Raw genomic sequence first — 22,509 nt, forward strand, 5'->3', positions numbered from 1 at the left:
CGCCCACTCGCGCAGCGGGCACCGCGTGCGCGAGTAGATCGTCGGCATACACAGGTTGCAGTGCGTGCACCGGGAGCGCACGGCGGGGTCGGCGGCGATCCGCAGCGGTAGGTCGGGTTCGCGCAGCAGGGCGCGGCCCATCGCGAGATAGTCGAAGCCCTCGCCCAGCGCGGCGTCCATCGTCTCGCGGTCGGTGATACCGCCGAGCAGGATTATCGGCAGGTCGATGCTCTCGCGCAGCCGGCGAGCGAGCGGCATCAGGTAGCCGGGGTGATAGTCGTAGTGCTTGAGGAAGAAGGGGCCCGCAGCCTTCAGTCCCCACCGCATCGCGCCGTGGAAGGCGTCGGCGAAAGCCTCGCGCGGTGCGTCGCCGTGGAAGAGGTACATCGGGTTCAGCAGTGAGCTGCCTGCCGTCGGCTCGATCGCGTCGAGGTGGCCGTCCGATTCCAGAAGTCGCGCGACCTCGCATGCCTCGTCGACGTCGAATCCGCGCCACCTCCCGACGCCGCCCACGCCGTCGTACATGTTGAGTTTCACCCAGACGGCTGCCGAGTCGCCGACCTCGTCACGCACCGACTCGACCACTTCGCGCGCGAGCCGCGCACGGTTGACCAGTGAGCCTCCGTAACCGTCGTGTCTGTGGTTGAGCAGCGGCGAAAGGAAACAACTGATGAGATAGTTGTGGCCGCAATGGATTTCGAGTCCGTCGAATCCCGAGTCGACTGCGATGCGCGCCGCCCGCCGAAACGATGTGCGGAGATCTGCGATGCTCTCAGCCGAGATCTTTCGTGTCACCGACATCCCCATCGGCGCCGGAATGCGCGACGGACCAAGCGCTTTCGCGCGATTTGACGCCGAGTTCGCGACCGGCCCCGCGTGGCCGAGCTGTGCAGCGGCAAGCGCGCCTTCGGCGTGGATAACGTCGGTGAGTCGACGCAAGCCAGGTTGCGCCTCGGGACGCATCCAGATCTGATGTCGATCGGTCCGACCCTCGGGGCTGACCGCGCAGTACGCAACCGTGCTCATGGCGACGCCGCCCGCCGCGACCTCGCGGTGGAACTCGACGAGATCGTCGGTGACGAGCGCGTCGGGCGTCGCACCCTCGAACGTCGCACATTTGATGAGTCGGTTGCGCAGCGTCAGCGGCCCAAGGCGTGCCGGCTCGAAGGGGTCGGGGGTCGACGACGTGCCGTTCACGAGCTGACCGCGGCCGGGTTGGTGACGGTTGCCGGTGTACACGGCTGACCGAGCCCGGCCACGACGAACTCGGTCAGCGACGTCACGGCGTCGTCGGACAGCGGACGCTCGGCGGAGAAGCGCGACAGGATCAGCTCGAAGGCGAGTGCCCAGCGTCGTCGAGCCTGGTCGTGGCCGAGGGCACCGACCATCGCGACCAGCATGTCGGCCCACCGGTCGAGGTCGAACCACGCACCGTGCCAGGGCGCCTCCGGATTCGCGTGGACGAACCGCGCGAGCAGCTGCAGATGCAGGTGGCCGGCGGGATCGTGTTGAATCTCGACAAACGGCGAGATCACGACGTCGACCAGCGCTGCCACGGAGGCTCGCGAGGTGTCGATCGACATGAGCTGATCTGCCCAGAGCGGCGTGAGGCGCGCCTCGAGCAGTGCCGTCGCGAGCTGATCCTTCGATCCGAAGTGGTAGTGAACGGCTGCCGGATTGGCTCCCGCGCCCGCGCAGATGGCGCGCACCGAGACGGCGTCGTAGCCGTCGGTGAGGAAGAGTCGCTCGGCTGTCCGCAGCAATTGCTCGCGGGTGGGTGACGTGGACACGCTCATTCAGCGATTCAATCAATGATTGAACGACGCGGTGGCCGATTTGCCGGAACGGTCGATTCGGGTCAGTAAGGGGGACGTTCTGCGCGCAGGCTGGCCCTAGTCGTAGGCTGACAGTCGTGGCTGATCACTTTGAAACAGTTGTCCTGGGAGCAGGTCCAGGTGGGTACGTGGCCGCGATCCGGTCCGCCCAGTTGGGCATGAACACCGCCATCATCGAAGAGAAGTATTGGGGCGGTGTCTGTCTGAACGTTGGATGTATTCCGTCCAAGGCGTTGCTGCGCAATGCCGAACTCGCCCATATCTTCAACCATGAGTCGAAGACATTCGGGATGTCCGGGGATGTGACCTTCGACTTCGGCTCGGCATTCGACCGCAGTCGCAGCGTCGCCGACGCGAGCGCCAAGGGCGTGCACTACCTGAACAAAAAGAACAAGATCACCGAGATCGAGGGGTACGGCACCTTCGTCGACGCCAAGACCATCAAGGTCGGCGACCGCGAGATCACCTTCGACAACGTCATCATCGACACCGGCTCAGTGGTCAAGCTCCTGCCCGGCGTCGAGCTTTCCGACAACGTGGTCACCTACGAGACCCAGATCCTCACCCGCGATCTGCCGGGCTCGATCGTCATCGTCGGAGCAGGCGCGATCGGCATGGAGTTCGGCTACGTCCTCGCCAACTACGGCGTCGACGTGACGATCATCGAGTTCCTCGACCGCGTGCTCCCCAATGAGGACATCGACGTCTCCAAGGAGATCGCCAAGCAGTACAAGAAGCTCGGCGTGAAGGTCCTCACCTCCACCGGAGTGCAGACCGTCACCGACAACGGCAACGACGTCACCGTCACCTACAAGGACGCCAAGGGCAACGACGGCGAGGTCACCGTCGACCGCGTACTCATGTCCGTCGGCTTCGCTCCCCGCGTCGAGGGATTCGGCCTCGAGAACACCGGCGTCGAACTCACCGAACGCGGTGCCATCGCGATCGACGACTTCATGCGCACCAACGTCGACGGCATCTACGCGATCGGCGACGTCACCGCGAAGCTCCAGCTCGCACACGTCGCCGAGGCCCAGGGCGTCGTCGCTGCGGAGACCATCGCGGGCGCCGAGACCATGACCCTCGGCGACTACCGGTTCATGCCCCGCGCGACGTTCTGCCAGCCGCAGGTCGCCTCGTTCGGACTCACCGAACAGCAGGCCAAGGACGAGGGCTTCAACGTCAAGGCCACCACCTTCCCGTTCAGTGCGAACGGCAAGGCACGCGGCATGGGCGAGACCGCAGGCTTCGTCAAGCTCCTCACCAACGCCGACACCGACGAGCTCCTCGGCGCACACCTCGTGGGCGACAACGTCTCCGAGATGCTGCCCGAACTCACGCTCGCGCAGAAGTGGGACCTGACCGCCAAGGAACTGGCCCGCAACGTCCACACCCACCCGACCATGAGCGAAGCGATGCAAGAAACGTTCCATGGCGCGATCGGGCACATGATCAACCTGTAGAAAACCTGCAGCACAACGGAATTCACGCGAGCCGGGACCGACGACGATGTCGGTCCCGGCTCGCGTCTCTTCAGCGACGAGACGTCACGGCACGATGATCAGCGGGCACTGGGCCGAATGCAGGACCCGTTGGCTCGTCGACCCCAGTAGAAGCCCGGTGAATCCGCCGCGACCCCGGCTGCCCACGACGACGACATCCGAGTCGGCCGACGCCTTGGTGAGCGCGGCAACCGGAGCGTCGTTGACGATTTGCGTGGTCACCCGCAAGCCGGGCAGGCGTCGTCTGATCGCTTCGACGGGCACGGCGAGTGTGCCTTCGATCTGGTGTTCTGCGGTGGTGAACGCCTTGTGGGAGTGATCGAAACCCGTTGCGTCCCATGCCGAGAGTACGAGCAGCTCGGCGGCTCGGTCGGTCGCCTCGTGCGCCGCCCAATCGAGGGCCTCGAGCGATTCGGGAGAACCGTCGACGCCGACGGTAACCCGACCGGTGGGTTCGACGTCGTTGCTGGTTTCGCGGATCACCGCGAGGGGGCACACCGAATGCGACGTCAGCGCTGACGCCGTGGACCCGATGAAAGCCGCTGTGAGACGGCCGGTTCCGGATGCGCCGACAGCGACCATCGACGACGTCCGCGAGCGCGAGAGCAGCGCGCCACGTGGCGAACCGGTGACGATGTGCGTGCGCGGTGCGAGGTCGGGGTCCTCATGGAAGGCGACGTCTGTCGCCGCGTTGAGCGCGGCCTTGGCGCCGAGACGCGCGGCGTCGAAGAATGCCTCGGGCACCGCGAACTCGATCAGCGGGGGCGATGCCGGCTCGATCGCGAACACGATGTCGAGGGTGGTCTGATGAATAGATGCTGTGTGCGCTGCCCAGCGCGCCGCTGCCAATGCGCTCGACGATCCGTCGATGCCTACGGTGATGGGTTCCGAATACCTCATACTTCGAGTGTGCGCTGGTCAGCGATGCCGATCGTGAGGCTTACGTCCCATCCGGATCGGGTCGCACGCCCCCGATGACGGGCAGTGCGCCCGCGCGGCGATGTCGGACCCGACGACTACAGTCGAGGTGGCGCAGGCGAGGAGAAACGGATGAGCAGCGGCGAGGCCACACGTTCGTGGACGCCGCAGCAGCCGGTCGACCTCCGCGCCACGCTCGGACTCCACCGACGAGGTAGTGGCGACCCGGCTTTCCGGTACGGCGCCGACGGTTCCATCTGGCGCGCGGTGCACACTCCCGACGGCCCGGGCACGCTGGCAATCGCCTCCGACGGTTCGACGATCCGCGGGCGCGCCTGGGGACCTGGCGCCGCATGGCTACTGGAACAGATGCCGGACATGCTCGGCGCCTCGGACGACCCGGCCGCCCTGGTGCCGCGAGACGATGCCGTCGCTCGATTGGTCGCGGCGTCGACAGGTTTGCGCATCGGTAGTACCGGCCGCGTGTGGGAGGCGCTTGCCGCGGCGATCCTCGAGCAGAAAGTCGTCGGGACCGAGGCGTGGCGGGCGTGGCGGCACATACTTCGACGCTTCGGCGAACCAGCCCCGGGGCCCGTCCCGCGCGACATGCGCGTTCCACCCCCGCAAGCCGACTGGACCCGGATTCCCGTGTGGGAGTGGCATCGCAGTGGTGCCGAACCAGTGCGCATGCGCACCATCAGAGGTGCTACCGCCCTGGACGTCGAACGTCACCACGACAAGTTGGACGTGCTCCGCGGAGTCGGCCCGTGGACGGTTGCGGAAACCCGTGCGCGAGCCGTCGGCGACGCCGATGCCGTGCCGGTCGGCGACTACCACATCCCCGCTCTCATCGGTCATACGCTGATCGGCGAGAAGGTCGACGACGCCGGGATGTTGGAACTGCTGGAACCGTATGCGGGCCAACGCTATCGAATCGTGCGCATGGCAGAACTCCACGGCACGTATGCGCCGCGCCGAGGGAACCGGATGTCGGTCCGCGACTATCGGGAGCTGTGATCGGTTGTCAGGCAGTGCGTTCGGTTGTCAGGCAGGGGCTAGGGCCGTCAGCCAATGGGTTCGGGCATGCGGGCAACGCGGTACCCGCACTCGATCGTTGCGCCCGTGGCCTCGTCGGTCATCGCGACGCGCCACGAATCAGCGAACTGGTCTATCCCCTCAACCATCGGAATGGTTCCCGAGATCACAATCGTGCCTTCGCGCAGCAACTTTCGTTCCGCGAGGACGTCGAGCCAGTAGTTCGGCGACAGCAGGTCGCCGAGGGTGCCGGACTGGATCAGGGTGTCTGCGGTGTCGCTCCCGTGCCCGACCCACGCCGACAAGGTGATGTCGTCGATGTGGTCTGCGACGTCGGACAGGCGCCACGCCGCGGTACCGAGCACGTCTGGTGACGCGTTCTTGCTCCACGCGACTCCGTGAACTTCGAGTTCTCGGTCGGTGTGATCGCATGCAACGGTGAGCAAGACGTCGTCACGGGTGTCGCCGGTGACGATCAGGGCCCACTCGGCTTCGCCGGAGGTGCGACCGTGCTGCACTACGACCTCGTCGGTCTGCTGCGCGAGGTACGGCGAGATCGGATACAGCGACGGAGTCACTGCGGGTGCAGGTACTCCGAGCTCGGCGAGTTCTGCGATGTGGCTGGCAACGGCGGCCTGGTCGCGGCCCGCGTAGCCGGCATTGCACACGACCTGCGGTTCTACGGCGACCGACGATCCGTCGGGGAGCGTAAATGTGAGCATGTGGGTCGGAGTCCTTTCGTAAACAGCCTGTTTCGATAGCGCCGAACACTTGCGCATACGTCTTGTATACAGCAAGTATGGGAGACACGTCACACGACGACAGTCCGCGACAACGAATGGAAACTACCGATGACCGATGCTGTCACCGATAAGAAGCCGCTGGTCAAGGCGTTTGCTGCCAGCCTGACCGGCACAGCGCTCGAGTGGTACGACTTTGCCGTCTACTCCGCAGCGGCTGCGCTGGTGTTCCCGAAAGTCTTCTTTCCTGATAGCGATCCACTGACCGGCACCCTGCTCGCGTTCTCGACGTACGCGGTTGGCTATGTTGCCCGGCCGGTCGGCGGTTTCGTCTTCGGCAGACTCGGCGACGTGATCGGGCGTAAGCGCCTGCTTGTGATCACGCTGCTGCTGATCGGTGCGACCACGTTCGTGATCGGATTGATCCCCTCCTACGCGGCGATCGGGGTCGTCGCCCCGATCATCCTTGTCGTCATGCGGTTCGCGCAGGGAGTCGCGGTGGGCGGCGAATGGGGTGGTGCGGTGCTGCTCTCCAGCGAGTACGGCCCGCCGGAGAAGCGAGGCTTCTGGTCGTCGGCAGCACAGATCGGCCCGCCCGCGGGAAATCTCCTCGCCAACGGTGCACTCGCGCTATTGACTCTCACCCTCACCGAGTCCCAGTTCGAGTCGTGGGGCTGGCGAATCGCGTTTCTGCTCTCGGCGGTACTTGTCGCTTTCGGACTCTGGATTCGACTGCGTCTGGAAGACACACCGGTCTTCAAAGCGCTCCAGGACAGCGATGATCGTTCCGATGCCCCGGTGAGTGAAGTCTTCCGTACTCAGACCAAACCGCTTGTGTCGGCGATACTCTCGCGCATTGCGCCGGATGTGATGTACGCGTTGTTCACCGTCTTCTCCATCACCTACGGGGTCAACAAGCTGGGATTCGACCGTGGAGATGTGCTCATCGCGATCCTCATCGGATCGGCATTCCAGCTCGGCCTCATTCCGTTGGCAGGGGCGGCGTCCGATCGCGTGAACCGCCGCCTGCTGTACGCCATCGCGGCCGTTGGCGGCGTCGCGTGGAGTGTTCTCTTCTTTGTGCTCGTCCGCGGAGACTCGCTGCCGTTGCTCATCCTCGGCGTGACGGTCGGACTGGTGTTCCACTCGTTCATGTACGGACCGCAGGCTGCGTTCGTGACCGAGCAGTTTCCGGTTCGGTTGCGGTCGACGGGAAGCTCGTTGGCGTACACGATCGCCGGAGTGTTCGGCGGCGCGCTGGCGCCCCTGATCTTCACGTTCTTGCTCGACAAGACCGATAACTGGGTGCCGATCGTCGGGTACATCGGTCTCGTCGGTGTGCTGACTCTCATCGGACTGGCGATCGGGCGAGACCCGGACCGCGCTGAAGCCGAGGATGCGTCCCTGCGGAGAATCAACCCCGCAGCAGTGCCTGCAGAGTGATCTCCAGATGCGCGTCTATGGCATTTCCGACGGCCGATTCGTCTCCGGATTCAAGCGCGTCGACGATCGCGCCGTGTTCTCGGCAGACCGACTGTTGCCGATCCGGCGTCGTGGACAACGCCGTCAGGCCGGCGCGCAGTTGACGCGACCTCAGCCCGGCGTAGGTCGTCGACAGCAGCTCGCTTCCGGCTGCGTCGATGAGTGCCATGTGGAACGAACCGTCGAGATCGATGAATTGTTTCGCGGCTTCATCGCTCGGCGCGTCGGCAAGTTGATGCTGGTCAGCCAGGATCGCGCGCATCTGGGCTACCGGCGCCGACTTCGCGCGCAGTGCGATCGACGCCGCGTGCCGCTCCAGCACGCCGCGCAGATCCATCAATTCGCGCAACTGGCGGCCGGACATCGGCGGGACGTGCGCGCCACGTTTCGGCACCAACTCGACGAGGCCCTGGGCCTGCAGCATCAGCAATGCCTCACGGACCGGCGTGCGGGAGACCCCGATCTGCGTCGCCAGGTCTTGTTCGTTGAGAAATGCACCAGCGGCCGCGGGCGACGTGAGTACGACGTCGCGCACGTACTCGTATGCCTTGTCCCGGCCGGACGGACTTTGCATACCTTATGTATACCCCATCTATAACCCGTGGTCGCGGACCTATCCAGGAGGATTCAATGAGAACAACATCAAACCCGCAACTGCGCATCGGACTCGCACAGGTCAACAGTGGCACCGACCCGGCCGCGAATTTGAGGATCATAAAACGTCACGTCAGCGATGCCGCAGCACGCGGAGTTGATGTCGTCGTCTTTCCGGAGGCCATGATGTGCCGATTCGGGGTCCCCCTTGGCGAGATTGCAGAGCCGATCTCCGGGGACTGGGCGCGTGCTGTCGACGAGATCGCGTCGGAGGCGGGGGTCACGGTCGTCGCAGGCATGTTCACGCCGGGCGACGGGCCGCGAGTGCGCAACACCCTGTTGATCACGGGACCCGAAACGCGCACCCACTACGACAAGATCCACCTCTACGATGCGTTCGGATACTCGGAATCCGACACCGTGTCGGCGGGTGATCACCTGGTCACCGCGAAGGTGAAAGGCGTGACCATCGGATTCGCGACCTGCTACGACATTCGGTTCCCGGCGATGTTCCAAGAGCTTGCGGCCGCGGGGGCAGACCTCGTGGCCGTCTCGGCGTCCTGGGGTGCGGGCGAGGGCAAGGTCGATCAATGGACGCTCCTGGCACGGGCGAGGGCGTTGGACTCTACGACGTTCGTCGCGGCATGCGGACAGGCTGACCCGGCGGTAAGCGGCGAAATCACCACCGGCACTGCGCCTTTAGGTGTCGGACACAGCATGGTCTGCGACCCTTCCGGGGCGGTGATCGGTCAGCTCGGCAGCGGCCCCGACCTGTTGGTTGCCGATATCGATACGGCGGCAGTCCGACGTGTGCGTGACTCGCTGCCCGTTCTGCGCAACCGCCGACGTATTGATGCCTCGATGATCGGCAGTGCTGTGCCGAGCTGAACCAACGGTTCTTTCGGTCGCGGTGAGTGAAAATGTTTGCGGCGCAGCTGAGCTGGGCCGATGCGACCGGCCTCCGTGTCCGGCAGTGGCGGTGATTGGTGCGATCGCTACACCGGCGCCGACAATTCTTCCCAACATCGACGCCCACGGGGGTGGTCTGGGAAGGAAGAACTGTGTCGAGGAAACGTTGGGGCGCACTGGCCGTCGGACTCATAGCTGCGCTGTCGCTGTCGGTGAGCGCGTGCTCGTTCGACGATTCAGGAAGCGGTACGCAATCGGCGTCGGCGCAACGCATCACGCTGACCGTCGGAGATCAGGTCAAGCAGACGCAGTCGCTCCTGGAGGCGTCTGGTGAGCTGAAAGACCTGCCCTACGACATCGACTGGGCCTCGTTCGAGTCGGGTCCGCCACTGCTCGAAGCCGCGGCTGCTGGCAAGGTCGACATCGGTGGAACCGGCGATGTGCCACCGGTTTTCGCGCAGGCCAGCGGCGCTCCCCTGAAGATCGTCGCCGTCCAGGCGCGCGAGAAGCCCGGAGACTTCCTGTTGGTTCCGAGCGGTTCGTCGGTGAAGTCGATCGCCGACCTCAAGGGCAAGAAGGTTGCATTCACCAAGGGATCGAGCTCCAACGGACTCGTGTTCGCGCTCCTCGACAAGGCGGGCCTCAAGCCCAGCGACATCCAGCAGACATACTTGACGCCCACCGAGGGTCTTTCGGCATTCACCAACGGCCAGGTCGACGCCTGGGCGGTCTGGAATCCGTTTGCTCAAGTGGCGATCTCGCAGCACGGCGCACAGGCCGTCTCCGACGGTGCGGGATTGGTCACCCAGCAGGCCTACTACCTCGCCTCGTCGGCATCGCTCGGCGACTCGGCGAAGCAGAAGGCCATCAGCGATCTCATCGGCCGTCTCGCGCGAGCCAACAAGTGGTCCGTGACCCATGAGGACCAGTGGATTCCGATCTACAGCAAGCTCACCAAGCTCCCCGAACCCGTTGCGCGAGCGACGTTCTCGACGTCGTCCGGTTCTCTGGTCCCGATCGGTGACGCGCAGATCGCCAAGCATCAGCGTCTCCTCGACCTGTTCGCCGACGCCAAGGTGATCCCGAACAAGCCCACGGCCGCCGACTACTTCGACAACCAGTTCAACGGCGCGCTCTCGGGCACGAACTGATGACGGGGGCAGTCGCGGGGTCGGCCACAGCGGTCCGGGGTGACACCGAAGCAGACAGTCGGCGTGCGTCGGGCGGACGACGTCATCGCCTGTCGGTCGGCCCGTGGTTGCGCCTCGTTTCGCCGCTGGTCCTGCTGATCGCCTGGCAGGTGCTGTCGACCAACGGAGTCATTCCGGCCAGCAAGCTGTCTCCGCCGACACAGGTGTGGGCGGCAGCACGTGAGCTGTGGGGGACAGGAGAACTGCAAGCGGCGCTGGGGGTTTCGCTGCAGCGTGTCGGCATCGGCCTGACGCTCGGTGTGGTGCTTGCGGTCGCGCTCGGTCTGCTTGTCGGCTTCTTTCGGATCGCAGATCTGGCCATCGACCCACCACTACAGATGCTCCGCACCGTGCCGTTCCTAGGGTTGATTCCGTTGTTCGTCGTGTGGTTCGGCATCGGCGAAGAGCCCAAGGTCTACATGGTGGCGCTCGGCGTGCTGTTCCCGCTGTACCTCAACCTGGTGTCGGGTATCCACGGAGTCGATGCGAAACTGATCGAGGCGGGACGCTCGGTGGGACTCGGCCGAATCGGATTGGCTCGCACCGTGATTCTTCCCGGGGCGATGCCCAGTGCCCTCACCGGTTTTCGACTGTCGCTCGGTGTGGCATGGCTGTCGCTGATTGTCGCTGAGCAGATCAACGCCGACGCCGGACTCGGCTACCTCGTCATGAATGCGCGCACGTACTTCCGCAACGACATCATCGTGCTCGGTTTGGTGATCTACGCCTTGCTGGGATTGTTCAGCGATTCGATTGTCCGCGGCCTCGAGGCTTGGCTGCTCCGATGGAGGGTGAGTCGATGAGTGGGGAGACAGTTGTTCGTGCACAGGGGATTACACGTTCCTTCGGCAACGTCGAGGTGTTGCACGGCATCGATCTGACACTGCACAGCGGCGAGATCGTGGCACTCGTCGGCAGATCGGGATCGGGTAAGTCGACGCTGCTGCGGATCATCGCCGGGCTCGACGACCAGCACGGCGGCCGACTCGAGGTCGACGGATCGCGCGCGGTGGCATTTCAGGAACCGAGGCTGCTGCCGTGGCGGAGCGTCCGAAAGAACGTGTCGCTCAACCTCTCCGGCGGCAATGCCGCAGCGCGGGCCGTGACGGCGCTCGACGAGGTCGGGCTGTCGCATCGCGTCGACGCCTGGCCGCTGACGCTCTCCGGTGGAGAAGCCCAGCGCGCGTCGCTCGCTCGCGCACTGGTGCGCAATCCAGAAGTACTACTGCTCGACGAACCGTTCGGCGCACTCGATGCTCTCACCCGGATCGAAGCGCACTCGTTGCTCACGAGACTGTGGAGCACACACGGATTCGCCGCGCTGCTCGTCACTCACGACGTCGAGGAGGCCGTCGTACTGGCCGACCGTGTGCTCGTCCTCGAGGACGGCGCCATCGCCTACGACGTCGCGGTCGACGTCGAACGTCCCCGCCACCGGGATGATCAGCGCGTCGTCGAACTGCGTGAACGAGTGCTCGGCCACCTCGGCGTCGGAAGCCGAGACACTACCGCGACATCTGTTGAGGAGCCTGCCCGATGAGTTCGTCATTCCACTGGTTTCTGCCGACGTCGGGCGACGGTCGTGAGGTGTTCGGTGCGCTGCAGTCGTCGGGCGTCCTCGGCACCGCGTCGGCACACCGCGCACCCGACCTCGAGTACCTGACCCTCGTCGCCAAGACTGCCGAGAAGCTGGGATTCGAGTCGGTGCTCACTCCGACCGGAACCTGGTGCCTTGATGCGTGGGTGACCACCGCGGCTCTCATCCAGGAGACGAGCAGGCTGAAGTTCCTCGTCGCGTTTCGACCGGGATTGATCACTCCGACATTGGCCGCCCAGCAGGCCGCGACGTTCGCCGAACTATCCGGTGGGCGACTGGCATTGAACATCGTGACCGGCGGTGATCGCGAAGAGCAGGAGCGCTTCGGTGATCACCTCGGCAAGGAGGAACGGTACGCCCGTGCCGCAGAGTTCTTGCAGATCGTGCGCGGGGCGTGGTCGGGGACACCGTACGACTTCGTCGGCGAGTACCTCGACGTCACCGGCGCCACCGTGGCACGGCCTCCGTCACCAGCGCCCGCCGTATTCTTCGGTGGCGCAAGCGACGCCGCACGGGAGGTTGCCGCTGCACACGTCGACACGTACCTCACGTGGACCGAACCGCCGGACAAGGTGGCCGCCCTGATCGACGATGTGCGTGCCCGGGCGGCGAGGCACGGCAGGACGCTCTCCTTTGGCATCCGTGCGCACGTGATCACCCGCGACACGCGCGAAGAGGCATGGGCAGAAGCCCGCAAGCTGGTCGACCGCATGGACCCGAACGTGATTGCCCTTGCGCGAGAACGGCTTCTGCAGTCCGAGTCCGAGGGGCAGCGTCGACAACTCGCGTTGAACGCCGACCTCGCGAATCTCGAGGTGTACCCGGGCTTGTGGGCAGGCTACGGACTGGTGCGTCCCGGTGCCGGCACCGCCTTTGTGGGCAGCCACGCCGAGGTGGCCGACCTCATCGGTCAGTACCGCGCGCTCGGCGTCGACCACTTCATCCTGTCCGGTCAGCCGCACATCGAGGAGGCGTACTGGTTCGCGGAGGGCGTTGCGCCGCTGGTGCGTGCTGCCGAAGCCCGCGCGCCCCAGGTGATCTGAGGTTCGCGGCGTCTGGATGTGTGTCGTATCGAAGGATGTGGGTGCTGCAGCGCACACATCCTTCGATACGACACACGTTCAGGGACAGTCCTCTTCGGCGGGCAGCCGGGCGAGGACGAATTGCCCCTGCCCGGTGATGGTCTGCTCGACGTCGACCGCGCCGGCCGCCCGCAGGCGATCAACGATCTCGGTGCGGCCGAAGATCCGATACCCGGTGAGTGCGGTGACGGTTCGGACTCCCGGCAGTCCGGTCAGGTTGGTGACCACGGAGGTGAACACCGCGACCTCGCCACCTGGTTTGGCAACCCGGACCAGCTCGTCGATCACCGGCAGCGGGTCGGGGATCAGATACAGCGCGGCCAGGCAGACGACGGAGTCGAAGGTGTTGTCGCCGAACGGAATCGAATGCGCGTCGGCGCGGATGTAGGCGACCCGTTCGCCACTGTTCGTGGCCACGGCCTTGGACAGCATCGTCGGCGAGAAGTCGATACCGACGCAACGGCCGTCGCCGGTCAATCCCGTCGACAGCCTGCGCGCGTAATTGCCCGGGCCGCACGCGACGTCGAGAATGCTGCGCTCACCGGGCCGCGCCAGATGCGCAACCAGTGCGCGGTCGGCGAGCTCGGTCGACGATCCGCCGAAACTGAACAGTCGGGTGAACGCCGGTCGCCACAGTCGCTCGTAGACCTCGCTGAACAGTCGGTTGTTCATGGCCCGCTGGGCCAGCGAGGTCATGGGTGAACCTCAGACGCGTTCGTCGCGCGCGACGCGCAGCGTGTGCAGCGTGGTGGCCAGCGAGTCGTACTGCATGGCGAGCAGGACGAAGGCGATGGCACGGCGTTCGTCGAGATGGCGACGCAGCGACGTCCAGGTGGTGTCGCTGATGTCCTTGTCGGCGATCAATTCGTCGACCGCCTGCAGCATCCACTTCTCCCGATCGCCCCAGCCCGCGTCGGGGCCCGAGATGATCTGGGCGAACTCGGCGTCGTCGATACCTGCGCGTTTGCCCAGGCGGCGATGGTGGTCGAGTTCGTAGTCGCTGCCACGCAGATGCGCGACCCGGATGATCACCATCTCCGACTCGCGGCGTGACAGTGAGCCGAAGGGCATCAGCCTGCTCGAGAAGTAGAGCCACGCGCGGAAGAGCCCGCGCGTGCGGCCCAGGGTGGAGAAGACGTGAGCGTCGCGGACGCCGATGACGCGTGCCGCGCCCCTCGCGAACACCCAGTTGATGAGTCCGAGGTCGCTCAACGTTCCCGGAGCAACACGCGGGCCGGTTGCCACGTCACCTTCGCTGGTCGTCATGAACGCAACGGTAGACTACAGAATTCATGACGGACATCACACCACGGACGTTCAACAGCATCTCGGAGCTGACCGCAGCGATCGGCGAGGACCTCGGCTACGGGGACTGGTTAGAGGTCACCCAGGACCGCATCGACGCCTTTGCCGACGCGACCGGCGATCACCAGTGGATTCACGTCGACCCCGGGCGCGCGAAGGACGGACCCTTCGGTGCGACGATCGCACACGGCTACCTGACTCTGTCGCTGCTCCCGCTACTGGCGGGCGACATCTTCACCGTGAACGGACCCAAGCTGGTGATCAATTACGGACTCAACAAGGTCCGCTTTCCCAGCCCGGTCAAGGTCGGGTCGCGAATCCGCGCCAACGCCGAGATCGTGTCGATCGACGACAGTCCGGCCGGGGTGACCATGGTGGTGCGCAGCACGGTGCAGATCGACGGTGTGGAGAAACCCGCGTGCGTCGCCGAGAACGTGCGCGTGCTCGTCTACTGAAATCACCGATGAGGGCAGCCGCTGCGTGCAGGTGAGCCGCGTAAACGAGCGTCGAGCCAACTCATCGCGTCAGGAAAGCCGATCACGGCGGCGGTGACGTGTTCGCCGACGACGTCACGGTATTGAGCGTTCGCGCCGAGTCGGCACTGTTCGAGGAACAGGTTGCGCGCCCCGGCGGCCGGTATCCACCACTCCTGGGCGCCGTTGTAGATGTAGAGCGGAACCGCCGATCGGGTGTCGGACATCTTTGTCACGCGGTAGATGTGTTCTGCGATGGGCGAATGGAACGGATCACCGACGTTCGCCATCAACTGCATCGGCATGAATGTGGCGCCCGCGAGGGCCTCGGGTATCACGCACACGTTCTTCAACGGCGACGACGCAATCCACTGAGCAGGGTTGTTGGCCATGGTGAGGATCTCGGGCCGCTCACGGGCGATACCGAACGTCGCGGCATGGAATAGTCCGGTCGCGAGGTTGGCGTTCATACTGCCGACGAGCATGCGGAAGTCGGCAGGCACACCTCCCAGTGCTGCCCCGACGACGCGCGGCGCGAGCTCAGGCGCGTACCCGGCCAGGAGTTTCGCCGCACCGGCGGTGGCGATCGAGCCGCCGGAGTATCCGCTCATCGCAATTGCGCTTTGCCCGAACATCTTCGGCTTCAGGTTCGACGCGGCGCGGATGGAGTCGAGCACGATATGACCTGCGACGACGGGCTCTGCGTATGCCATCCGCGGCCCCTGGTGGTCGGGGATCAGCACGCCATAGCCGTGGGCAAGCGCGAGCTGCGTCGTCGGAGGCAGGAGGTCTGTCACACCGCTTGCGATCGAAAAGCCATGGGCAAGCGTGTAACCCGGGTTGCACGCGGTCCCGAGTGAATCGATGGGGAGGTTGTTCACGACGATCGGTCGGGGGCCGCGCACCGGTGCGGACGCGGTAGGAGTTATCAGCGTCGTGGTACCGAAACTCGGTTTTCCGACGGCGTCGGTGCTGCGGAACTTGATGAGCGTCGCCGACGCAATCGGCACGGTGACCACCGGCGCGGCCGACGCGGTCACGTCGCGGGTCGCGATGACGGTGCCGGGCTGGAGGGAGCCGAGGTTCGACGGCCACCGGTCGAACATGGGATCCCCGGTCGGGGTAGGCAACGTCGCCTCATGCAATTCTTGTGTCCGCCAAGACAACCCGGGTGACTGTGCGCGCAACGGGATTGTCGACAGATGTGGAAAGGGTGGTGCGGGGACGACGCGGTCGATGGTATCGGGGACCTGTTGGGGGATACCCATCATGTTCGGCGGATCCGCTGCGGCGACGCTCGGGGCAATCGCGGCGACAACACACGCCAGCAGGAAGACGGCGGCGGAGTTTCGCCGCGATGGGTGTCGCCGTGACGAACGCATGGCGCCTTGCCTCCAGACCGGGAGAAGGGAAGCACCCCCGACGGCTGCTTCCCCTCTCCCGCGCCCACCATAGGGCTGCATCCTGATCGTTCGACCCACAAATGGCTACGCCGTATGACATGTGATTGATCTGTAACCCTCGGACCGGGGTCCGCTTGTGCGACAAGAAGAGTTGTCGAGAATGCGTCGACTGTCATCGCGACTGCGTCGACTGCGTCATAGCGACTGCGTCGACTGCGTCAGAGCGACATGTAGGGCGACACGCTGCTGCGATGGGAGTCGATGCGCAGGCTCGAGCCGAGCGGCGGGAATGCGCGCTGTGCACAGTGCTGGCGTTCGCACACGCGACATCCCGCGCCGATTGGGGTGATTCGCGCCTGCGGGCCGATTTCGAGGCCGTCCGAGTAGATCACTCGAGCGGCGTGGCGCAGTTCGCAGCCAAGTCCCAGCGCGAACGTCTTGCCCGGCTGGCCGTATCGCACCGCCCGCCTCTCCACTGTGCGTGCGACCCAGAAGTAGTCACGGCCGTCGGGCATTTCGGCGATCTGCGTGATGATCTTTCCCGGGTAGGCGAACGTCTCGTAGACATTCCACAGTGGACACGTGCCGCCGCTCGACGAGAAGTGAAATCCCGTGGCGGACTGTCGTTTCGACATGTTTCCCGCGCGGTCGACGCGGACGAACGACCACGGCACACCACGGAGATTCGGGCGTTGCAGCGTCGAAAGTCGGTGGCAGATGGTCTCGTAGGAGACCGCGTAGAACGCCGACAGGCGTTCGATGTCGTAGCGAAAATCCTCTGCCGCACCGTGAAACTGCGTGTAGGGCAACAACACTGCGGCCGCGAAGTAGTTGGCCAGTCCGGTCTTCGCGAGCGCCTGCGCCTCGGTGTTGGTGAAATTCGCCTCGTCGACCAATTCGGTGAGGAGATCGTCGAATTCGACGAGCGCGAGTTCTGCGGCGAGTTTGAACGCCCGCTGGCCGGCCGACAGCGCGGCCGAGACCTCGAGACGTCGTGTCGTGGGGTCGAATCGGTGCAGGAGGTAGTCGCCGAGGTCGACGCGTGGCGCGATCGTCACGCCGTGCACGCGCTCGAGCCGGTCGGCGATCTCCCGTCGGACGTCGCCCGAGTGCATCCGCATGCGTGCGTTGAGCTCTTCTGCCGCGACGTCGAGTGCGTGAATGTAGTTGCGGCGCTGGTAGAAATAGTCGCGCACCTCCTCATGGGGCGCGGTTATCGATCCGCGCATGGCGCGGTCGCTGCGTTCGTCGGTCGCCGCGGCGAGTTGGTCGATCGCGATCCGATACCGGCGATGCAGATTCACCATCGCCTGCGCCATATCGGGGTGAGCCGAGACCATCGCCGCGATCTCCTGCGGGTCGGCGGTCGTCGGCGCGGCCTCGATGTCGTCGTCGAGCAGCGCCTCGCGCAGTTCTGCGACGAGTCGGACGTCGTCTTGCGAGTCGAAGAACCCGCCGTCGACTCCGAATGCCTCGGTGATCCGCGCCAGCACCGACGCGGTGAGCGGGCGGGCGTCGTGTTCGATCTGGTTGAGATACGACGCGGAGATGCGCAGCGTCTGCGCCAACGCCACCTGCGACAGCCCGCGTTCGGAGCGAAGTTGCCGCAAACGCGATCCGACATAGGCCCTGTTGTTCATAGGTCCCCGCAGTTCATAGGTCGCCAATTCGTCGGACCCGCTCAGGGTACGGTGACCCGATGCGTGGGCGGTGGGTTCGACGGTGGGTGGCAGCGACGCTGCTCGCCTGCGTCGCTGTCACGCTCGCGGGCTGCGGTGACGATGACGCGGTCGTGAGCGCCACGGCCGTCGCTCCCGCCGATCTGCTGCTTCGGCCCGCGCAGTTGCCTTCCGGCTTCGCGACGACGCAACTGACCGTCTCCGACCTCGTCGATTCCGACCGGGCCCAACTTGCCGCGGCACGCGCCGACGGTGTGGTGCCGCAGGAGTGCCGTCCAACCGCGGATACGAGCTTCACCGAGAAGGTCGGCGAGTCGAACTCAGCGGTGTTGGCGGCAAGCGCGGCCGACGTCGGGCTCGTGGAGCTGGTGTCCACCGTTCGACGCGACATCGACGACGACATCCGCACGAGGAGCGGGCAGTGCCGAACGACGCGAACCACCGTTGCGTCGGGAAGCCTCGCGGGTGCGACGGTCACCACCGAGTCGACGACGCTGCCCGACCCGCCGGAGGTCGCCAACGGTCCCGACGGACTCAGCGTCGAACGTGCTTTTCTGTCGCGCTCGGATGTGTCGACCGCGCTGCCGGATTCGACGGTCCGCAAGCAGGTCGGATATGTCGGATATGCGCTCGTGAAGCGCGCCGGGGGAGCGGTCTTCACGGTCGCTCTCACGGTGAACGGCCCGGCCGGACGGGCGCAGAACCCGCCAGCCGACGCGGTGGAGCCGATGCCGTCGTCGGCCTTCGTTGATCTCTTCGGCACAGCCCTGAGCGCGGCCGCGCGGTGACGAGGAGTGGCGTCGGCGCCCGGGAGTACCTCGAACCGTGGTGTGAAACACGCCACATGTGAGGTGTCGGGAGTCTTTCCGGCGAGCGTCGACGCGGTGTGCCGCCGTGGGTGGGCCACCGCTGAGGCGTATCGAGAAAACGCAGTACGCGCGTACTTTTTAACGTCCTGCTGACGACTCTTCACATCTCCAGATTTGCAAAATTTGCAAATCTTCGCCACATGGTTGGCGCATTTTTGCAGTCAAAGGGGATTGGACCTGCGTGTTTCCGTTGTGGCACCCTTGAGTCAGGCGTTTCCGGGAAGTGCCGAAGAGTTCGCAAACTCCGACCCCACGCTGTGGTGGTCGTCACACATGCGAGCTCGACGCGCGCCCGGAGGCCTGACACCACCCGGCCTGGATGCATTCCCTGGCAGCCTCGGCCGGGCCCATATAGGCCCCGGTCTCTGTGAGCCGGACAAGCATTCGTCCCGGGAGATCGGGACGAGCAGCACAACGAAAGCGAAGTGGCTAATGAGCAACGTCGGAAAGCCCCGCACCGCCGCGGAAATCCAGCAGGACTGGGACACCAACCCGCGGTGGAAGGGCATCACGCGCGAATACACTGCCGAGCAGGTTGCCGAGCTCCAGGGCACCGTCGTCGAGGAGCACACCCTCGCTCGTCGTGGCGCCGAGATCCTGTGGGAAGGCGTCAACAGCGACAACTACATCAACGCGCTCGGCGCGCTGACCGGTAACCAGGCCGTGCAGCAGGTGCGCGCGGGCCTCAAGGCCATCTACCTCTCGGGTTGGCAGGTCGCCGGTGACGCGAACCTCTCCGGCCACACCTACCCCGACCAGTCGCTCTACCCGGCCAACTCGGTGCCGGCCGTCGTGCAGCGCATCAACAACGCGATGCTGCGCGCCGACGAGATCGCCCGCGTCGAGGGTGACAACTCGGTCGACAACTGGGTCGTGCCGATCGTGGCCGACGGCGAAGCCGGCTTCGGTGGCGCCCTCAACGTCTACGAGCTCCAGAAGGCCATGATCAAGGCCGGCGCCGCCGGTACCCACTGGGAAGATCAGCTCGCCTCGGAGAAGAAGTGCGGCCACCTCGGTGGCAAGGTGCTCATCCCCACCCAGCAGCACATCCGCACCCTGACCTCGGCTCGCCTGGCTGCCGACGTTGCCAACACCCCGACCGTCGTCGTCGCTCGTACCGACGCCGAGGCCGCAACCCTCATCACCTCCGACGTCGACGAGCGCGACAAGCCGTTCGTGACCGGTGAGCGCACCACCGAGGGCTTCTACAACGTGAAGAAGGGCATCGAGCCCTGCATCGCGCGTGCCAAGGCCTACGCTCCCTACGCCGACCTCATCTGGATGGAGACCGGCAAGCCCGACCTGGAGCTGGCTCGCCAGTTCGCCGAGGCCGTCAAGAGCGAGTTCCCTGACCAGCTCCTGGCTTACAACTGCTCGCCTTCCTTCAACTGGAAGCAGCACCTGGACGACGCGACCATCGCGAAGTTCCAGAACGAGCTCGGCGCGATGGGCTTCAAGTTCCAGTTCATCACCCTGGCAGGCTTCCACGCCCTCAACTACTCGATGTTCGATCTCGCTTACGGCTACGCCCGCGAGCAGATGACCGCTTACGTCGACCTGCAGGAGCGCGAGTTCGCTGCTGAGGCTCGTGGCTACACCGCCACCAAGCACCAGCGCGAGGTCGGTGCGGGCTACTTCGACCGCATCGCCACCACGGTCGACCCCAACACCTCGACCGCAGCTCTGAAGGGCTCCACCGAGGAAGGCCAGTTCCACTAGGAACCAGCCAGCCTCTCTGAGGTTTTGCGCATCAGGCGGCTCGCAGCGTTATGTTGCGGGCCGCCTGTTGGCATATCTGGGGGCTTCTGGGCGTGCATCGGAGCTGCTCGTGTGCTCGCCAAATACGTTGTCGCGCATGGGTTATGGGCAGAGTGGATCGGGTCGGCGTTGATCTGAATGGAGGCAGTGGTGGCGGACGCATGGCGTGTCGGCGTGGTCGGTGCGGGCCAGATGGGCGCGGGGATCGCCGAGGTATGTGCCCGGTCGGACGCAGACGTTCTGGTCTACGAACCGACGCGTGAGCTCGTCGCCGGTGGCCGGTCGCGGATACTGCGCTCGCTCGATAGGGGAGTGTCGAGCGGCAAGCTCACCGAGCGTGAACGCGAACAGGCGGCGTTGCGACTGCGATTCACCACCGAACTCGACGGCTTCGCCGACCGGCACGTCGTCTGCGAGGCCGTCGTCGAGGACGAGGCCGTCAAGACCGAAATCTTCGCCGTCCTCGACAAGACCGTGTCGGATCCCTGTGCCGTTCTGGCGTCCAACACGTCGTCGATTCCGATCATCACGCTGGGCATGGCGACCCAGAACCCCGCGCGCGTGGTCGGCCTTCACTTCTTCAATCCTGTCCCGGTGCTACCGCTCGTCGAATTGGTGTCAACGCTGCACACGGGTGCCGACATCGTCACGCGTGCAGAGTCTTTCGCCAACGCGGTGCTCGGCAAGCAGGTCATCGCGTCTGCCGATCGGTCGGGGTTTGTGGTGAACGCGATGCTCGTGCCGTACCTACTCTCGGCAATTAGATTGGTGGAGAACGGATTTGCCGACATCGAAGACGTCGACCGAGGCATGGTTCTCGGTTGTGCGCACCCGATGGGTCCGCTGCGGCTTGCGGACATGGTCGGTCTCGACACCGTCACGGCGATCGCCGACCGCATGTATGCGGAGACAAAAGAGGCGCTGTACGCACCGACGCCGTTGCTGTTGCGGATGGTCGAAGCCGGACACCTCGGTAAGAAGTCGGGGCGTGGCTTTTATCAATACGCCGACGACCAGCAGGCACGATTCTGACTGTGTGCGGTATCACAGCGATTCGGCAATTAGTGCTAGCAGATTGCTTGCAATAGCTAGCAAACGTGGCATACTGGTTTTCGGAACCACTACAAGTGCTGGTGCGGCACCTATCGAGACCAGAAGCGACAAAGTGGTTTGCCTCCTCGATATGCCTTGTGCCGCAACCTTTTTTGGTGACCAATGACTAAGGAGATCGCCATGACCACCACCGAACGCAATCTGCCCAGCCCGTTCTATGCCGTGGTTGGCGCGGGAGACCTTGCACTCAAGCAGGTGAGCGACGCTGTCACGCAGATCAAGGAGCGCACCGAGGCCGCGGGCGAGACCGCTCAGACCCGCTTCGAGGAGACCCGCGGCCGCCTGAACGCGCTGCCCGAGGAGCTCCCCGGCACCATCGAGTCGACCATCGACGACCTGCGCACCAAGCTGTCCCCCGAGGAACTGCGCAAGGTTGCCGACGGCTACGTCGAGTTCGCCACGACCATCTACACCTCGCTCGCCGAGCGCGGCGAAGAGGCCGTCGGCCGCCTCTGGCAGCAGCCGATCGTGCAGGAGGGTCTGACCCGCGCGGAGAAGACCTACAACGACGCCGTCGACCTGACCGAGGACGCACTCGGTGTGGTCTCGCATCAGACTCGCGCCGTTGGTGAGCAGGCTTCGAAGCTCGCAACGCTGGTCAGCACCCGCGTCGGCGAAGCCGGCGATGCCCTCGATGACGCCGTCGACGATCTCAGCGGCAAGGTCGAAGAGGCCGCCCTCGAGGTGAACGAGAAGCTCGACGAGGCAAGTGCAGCGGTCACCGAGGCCGGCAAGACCGCCAAGGCCCGTAGCGCGACCGCAGCGTCGAAGATCGACGGTGCCGCAGGCGCGGTCGAGGGCAAGGCGCGCACCGCAAATGCGTCGCCCGCCAAGAAGATTGCCGCCAAGCGGACCACCACGGCTGCTCCGGCAAAGTCGACCACCGCGACCAAGTCGACCACCGCCAAGAAGTCGACCACCGCCAAGAAGAGCACCAGCTAACCCGTTTCGGTTAGCAGAGTTCGCGTCCCGCGTACTCGGACCTCACGATCGATGATTCGATCGTGCAGCGTCCGAGTCGCGGG

At 65.2% G+C, this 22,509-nt stretch carries 21 protein-coding genes and 1 pseudogene; 13 read left to right on the plus strand and 9 right to left on the minus strand.

The genetic code is table 11. The features are described 5' to 3' along the window. Positions 1 to 6: 6 nt before the first annotated feature. Together RND64_RS03125 and RND64_RS03130 are read right to left on the minus strand one after the other, a co-directional pair. Positions 7 to 1,197 (minus strand): annotated as a pseudogene (locus RND64_RS03125) (oxidoreductase); the annotation flags it as partial. Next, complete coding sequence (locus RND64_RS03130) at positions 1,194 to 1,796, minus strand: TetR/AcrR family transcriptional regulator (protein ID WP_049697620.1); 603 nt, start codon at positions 1,794 to 1,796, stop codon at positions 1,194 to 1,196. The gene RND64_RS03130 and the pseudogene RND64_RS03125, both read right to left, overlap by 4 nt. 116 nt (positions 1,797 to 1,912) lie before the next feature. Between RND64_RS03130 and lpdA the strand changes: the two genes are divergently transcribed. Further along, on the plus strand, positions 1,913 to 3,298 hold the full coding sequence (lpdA, locus tag RND64_RS03135; RefSeq protein ID WP_082937874.1) for a dihydrolipoyl dehydrogenase: 1,386 nt from the start codon (positions 1,913 to 1,915) through the stop codon (positions 3,296 to 3,298). Positions 3,299 to 3,382: 84 nt separating this feature from the next. Here lpdA and RND64_RS03140 read toward each other — a convergent pair whose 3' ends face one another. Further along, positions 3,383 to 4,237 carry a universal stress protein gene (locus RND64_RS03140; RefSeq protein ID WP_049697622.1) on the minus strand — a complete coding sequence of 285 codons (855 nt, stop codon included), beginning with the start codon at positions 4,235 to 4,237 and terminating at the stop codon, positions 3,383 to 3,385. A gap of 150 nt (positions 4,238 to 4,387) precedes the next feature. Here RND64_RS03140 and RND64_RS03145 point away from each other — a divergent pair, with 150 nt between their 5' ends. Next, entirely contained in the window at positions 4,388 to 5,272 is an 885-nt protein-coding gene (locus RND64_RS03145; protein WP_049698013.1) for a DNA-3-methyladenine glycosylase family protein, read from the plus strand. A gap of 47 nt (positions 5,273 to 5,319) precedes the next feature. Here RND64_RS03145 and RND64_RS03150 read toward each other — a convergent pair whose 3' ends face one another. After that, positions 5,320 to 6,012 (minus strand): DUF2848 domain-containing protein, encoded by a 693-nt coding sequence (locus RND64_RS03150; RefSeq protein ID WP_049697623.1) that lies wholly within the window; start codon positions 6,010 to 6,012, stop codon positions 5,320 to 5,322. A 129-nt stretch (positions 6,013 to 6,141) separates the two neighbouring features. Here RND64_RS03150 and RND64_RS03155 point away from each other — a divergent pair, with 129 nt between their 5' ends. Next, positions 6,142 to 7,473, plus strand: coding sequence for an MFS transporter (locus RND64_RS03155; RefSeq protein WP_049697624.1), 1,332 nt, complete (start codon positions 6,142 to 6,144; stop codon positions 7,471 to 7,473). Here the strand turns inward: RND64_RS03155 and RND64_RS03160 are convergent. Beyond that, entirely contained in the window at positions 7,445 to 8,086 is a 642-nt protein-coding gene (locus RND64_RS03160; protein WP_049697625.1) for a GntR family transcriptional regulator, read from the minus strand. The two genes, RND64_RS03155 and RND64_RS03160, sit on opposite strands and share 29 nt — an antisense overlap. A gap of 80 nt (positions 8,087 to 8,166) precedes the next feature. Between RND64_RS03160 and RND64_RS03165 the strand changes: the two genes are divergently transcribed. The 5 genes from RND64_RS03165 (at position 8,167) to RND64_RS03185 (ending at position 12,845) form a co-directional block, all read left to right on the plus strand. Further along, a complete protein-coding gene (locus RND64_RS03165; RefSeq protein ID WP_200903213.1) occupies positions 8,167 to 8,994 on the plus strand; it encodes a carbon-nitrogen hydrolase family protein in 828 nt (275 codons plus the stop codon). Positions 8,995 to 9,167: 173 nt separating this feature from the next. After that, complete coding sequence (locus RND64_RS03170; RefSeq protein WP_049697627.1) at positions 9,168 to 10,166, plus strand: ABC transporter substrate-binding protein; 999 nt, start codon at positions 9,168 to 9,170, stop codon at positions 10,164 to 10,166. Then, positions 10,166 to 11,008: an ABC transporter permease gene (locus tag RND64_RS03175; protein ID WP_049697628.1), complete on the plus strand. Its 843-nt coding sequence runs from the start codon at positions 10,166 to 10,168 to the stop codon at positions 11,006 to 11,008. Before RND64_RS03170 ends, RND64_RS03175 begins: the two co-directional genes overlap by 1 nt. Further along, positions 11,005 to 11,745 carry an ABC transporter ATP-binding protein gene (locus tag RND64_RS03180; RefSeq protein WP_083444316.1) on the plus strand — a complete coding sequence of 247 codons (741 nt, stop codon included), beginning with the start codon at positions 11,005 to 11,007 and terminating at the stop codon, positions 11,743 to 11,745. The genes RND64_RS03175 and RND64_RS03180 overlap by 4 nt, the downstream gene beginning before the upstream one ends. Beyond that, on the plus strand, positions 11,742 to 12,845 hold the full coding sequence (locus tag RND64_RS03185; protein WP_049697630.1) for an LLM class flavin-dependent oxidoreductase: 1,104 nt from the start codon (positions 11,742 to 11,744) through the stop codon (positions 12,843 to 12,845). Before RND64_RS03180 ends, RND64_RS03185 begins: the two co-directional genes overlap by 4 nt. 78 nt (positions 12,846 to 12,923) lie before the next feature. On the opposite strand, the gene RND64_RS03190 is transcribed toward RND64_RS03185, so the two are convergent. Further along, positions 12,924 to 13,580 (minus strand): class I SAM-dependent methyltransferase, encoded by a 657-nt coding sequence (locus tag RND64_RS03190; RefSeq protein ID WP_049697631.1) that lies wholly within the window; start codon positions 13,578 to 13,580, stop codon positions 12,924 to 12,926. A 9-nt stretch (positions 13,581 to 13,589) separates the two neighbouring features. Beyond that, positions 13,590 to 14,150 carry a carboxymuconolactone decarboxylase family protein gene (locus RND64_RS03195; protein WP_049697632.1) on the minus strand — a complete coding sequence of 187 codons (561 nt, stop codon included), beginning with the start codon at positions 14,148 to 14,150 and terminating at the stop codon, positions 13,590 to 13,592. A gap of 26 nt (positions 14,151 to 14,176) precedes the next feature. On the opposite strand from RND64_RS03195, the gene RND64_RS03200 reads away from it, so the two are divergent. Further along, positions 14,177 to 14,644, plus strand: a complete 468-nt coding sequence (locus tag RND64_RS03200; protein WP_049697633.1) for a MaoC family dehydratase — start codon at positions 14,177 to 14,179, stop codon at positions 14,642 to 14,644. A 2-nt stretch (positions 14,645 to 14,646) separates the two neighbouring features. Here RND64_RS03200 and RND64_RS03205 read toward each other — a convergent pair whose 3' ends face one another. Together RND64_RS03205 and ramB are read right to left on the minus strand one after the other, a co-directional pair. Beyond that, positions 14,647 to 16,044, minus strand: a complete 1,398-nt coding sequence (locus tag RND64_RS03205) for a lipase family protein (RefSeq protein WP_083444298.1) — start codon at positions 16,042 to 16,044, stop codon at positions 14,647 to 14,649. Between the two features lie 239 nt (positions 16,045 to 16,283). Beyond that, positions 16,284 to 17,705, minus strand: coding sequence for an acetate metabolism transcriptional regulator RamB (gene ramB, locus RND64_RS03210; protein ID WP_049697635.1), 1,422 nt, complete (start codon positions 17,703 to 17,705; stop codon positions 16,284 to 16,286). Positions 17,706 to 17,764: 59 nt separating this feature from the next. On the opposite strand from ramB, the gene RND64_RS03215 reads away from it, so the two are divergent. From RND64_RS03215 to RND64_RS03230, 4 genes are all read left to right on the plus strand, one after another. Further along, positions 17,765 to 18,532 carry a hypothetical protein gene (locus RND64_RS03215; protein ID WP_235434284.1) on the plus strand — a complete coding sequence of 256 codons (768 nt, stop codon included), beginning with the start codon at positions 17,765 to 17,767 and terminating at the stop codon, positions 18,530 to 18,532. A 513-nt stretch (positions 18,533 to 19,045) separates the two neighbouring features. Further along, entirely contained in the window at positions 19,046 to 20,332 is a 1,287-nt protein-coding gene (gene aceA, locus RND64_RS03220) for an isocitrate lyase (RefSeq protein ID WP_005209419.1), read from the plus strand. Between the two features lie 177 nt (positions 20,333 to 20,509). Next, positions 20,510 to 21,403, plus strand: coding sequence for a 3-hydroxybutyryl-CoA dehydrogenase (locus RND64_RS03225; protein ID WP_049697637.1), 894 nt, complete (start codon positions 20,510 to 20,512; stop codon positions 21,401 to 21,403). Between the two features lie 201 nt (positions 21,404 to 21,604). Continuing rightward, the gene (locus RND64_RS03230) at positions 21,605 to 22,426 is read left to right on the plus strand and encodes a hypothetical protein (protein WP_049698014.1); all 822 of its coding nucleotides are present in this window, start codon (positions 21,605 to 21,607) and stop codon (positions 22,424 to 22,426) included. The last annotated feature ends 83 nt before the right edge of the window (positions 22,427 to 22,509 follow it).

The sequence above is a fragment of the Gordonia sp. w5E2 genome (assembly GCF_036540975.1).
Taxonomy (GTDB): Bacteria; Actinomycetota; Actinomycetes; order Mycobacteriales; family Mycobacteriaceae; genus Gordonia; species Gordonia jacobaea.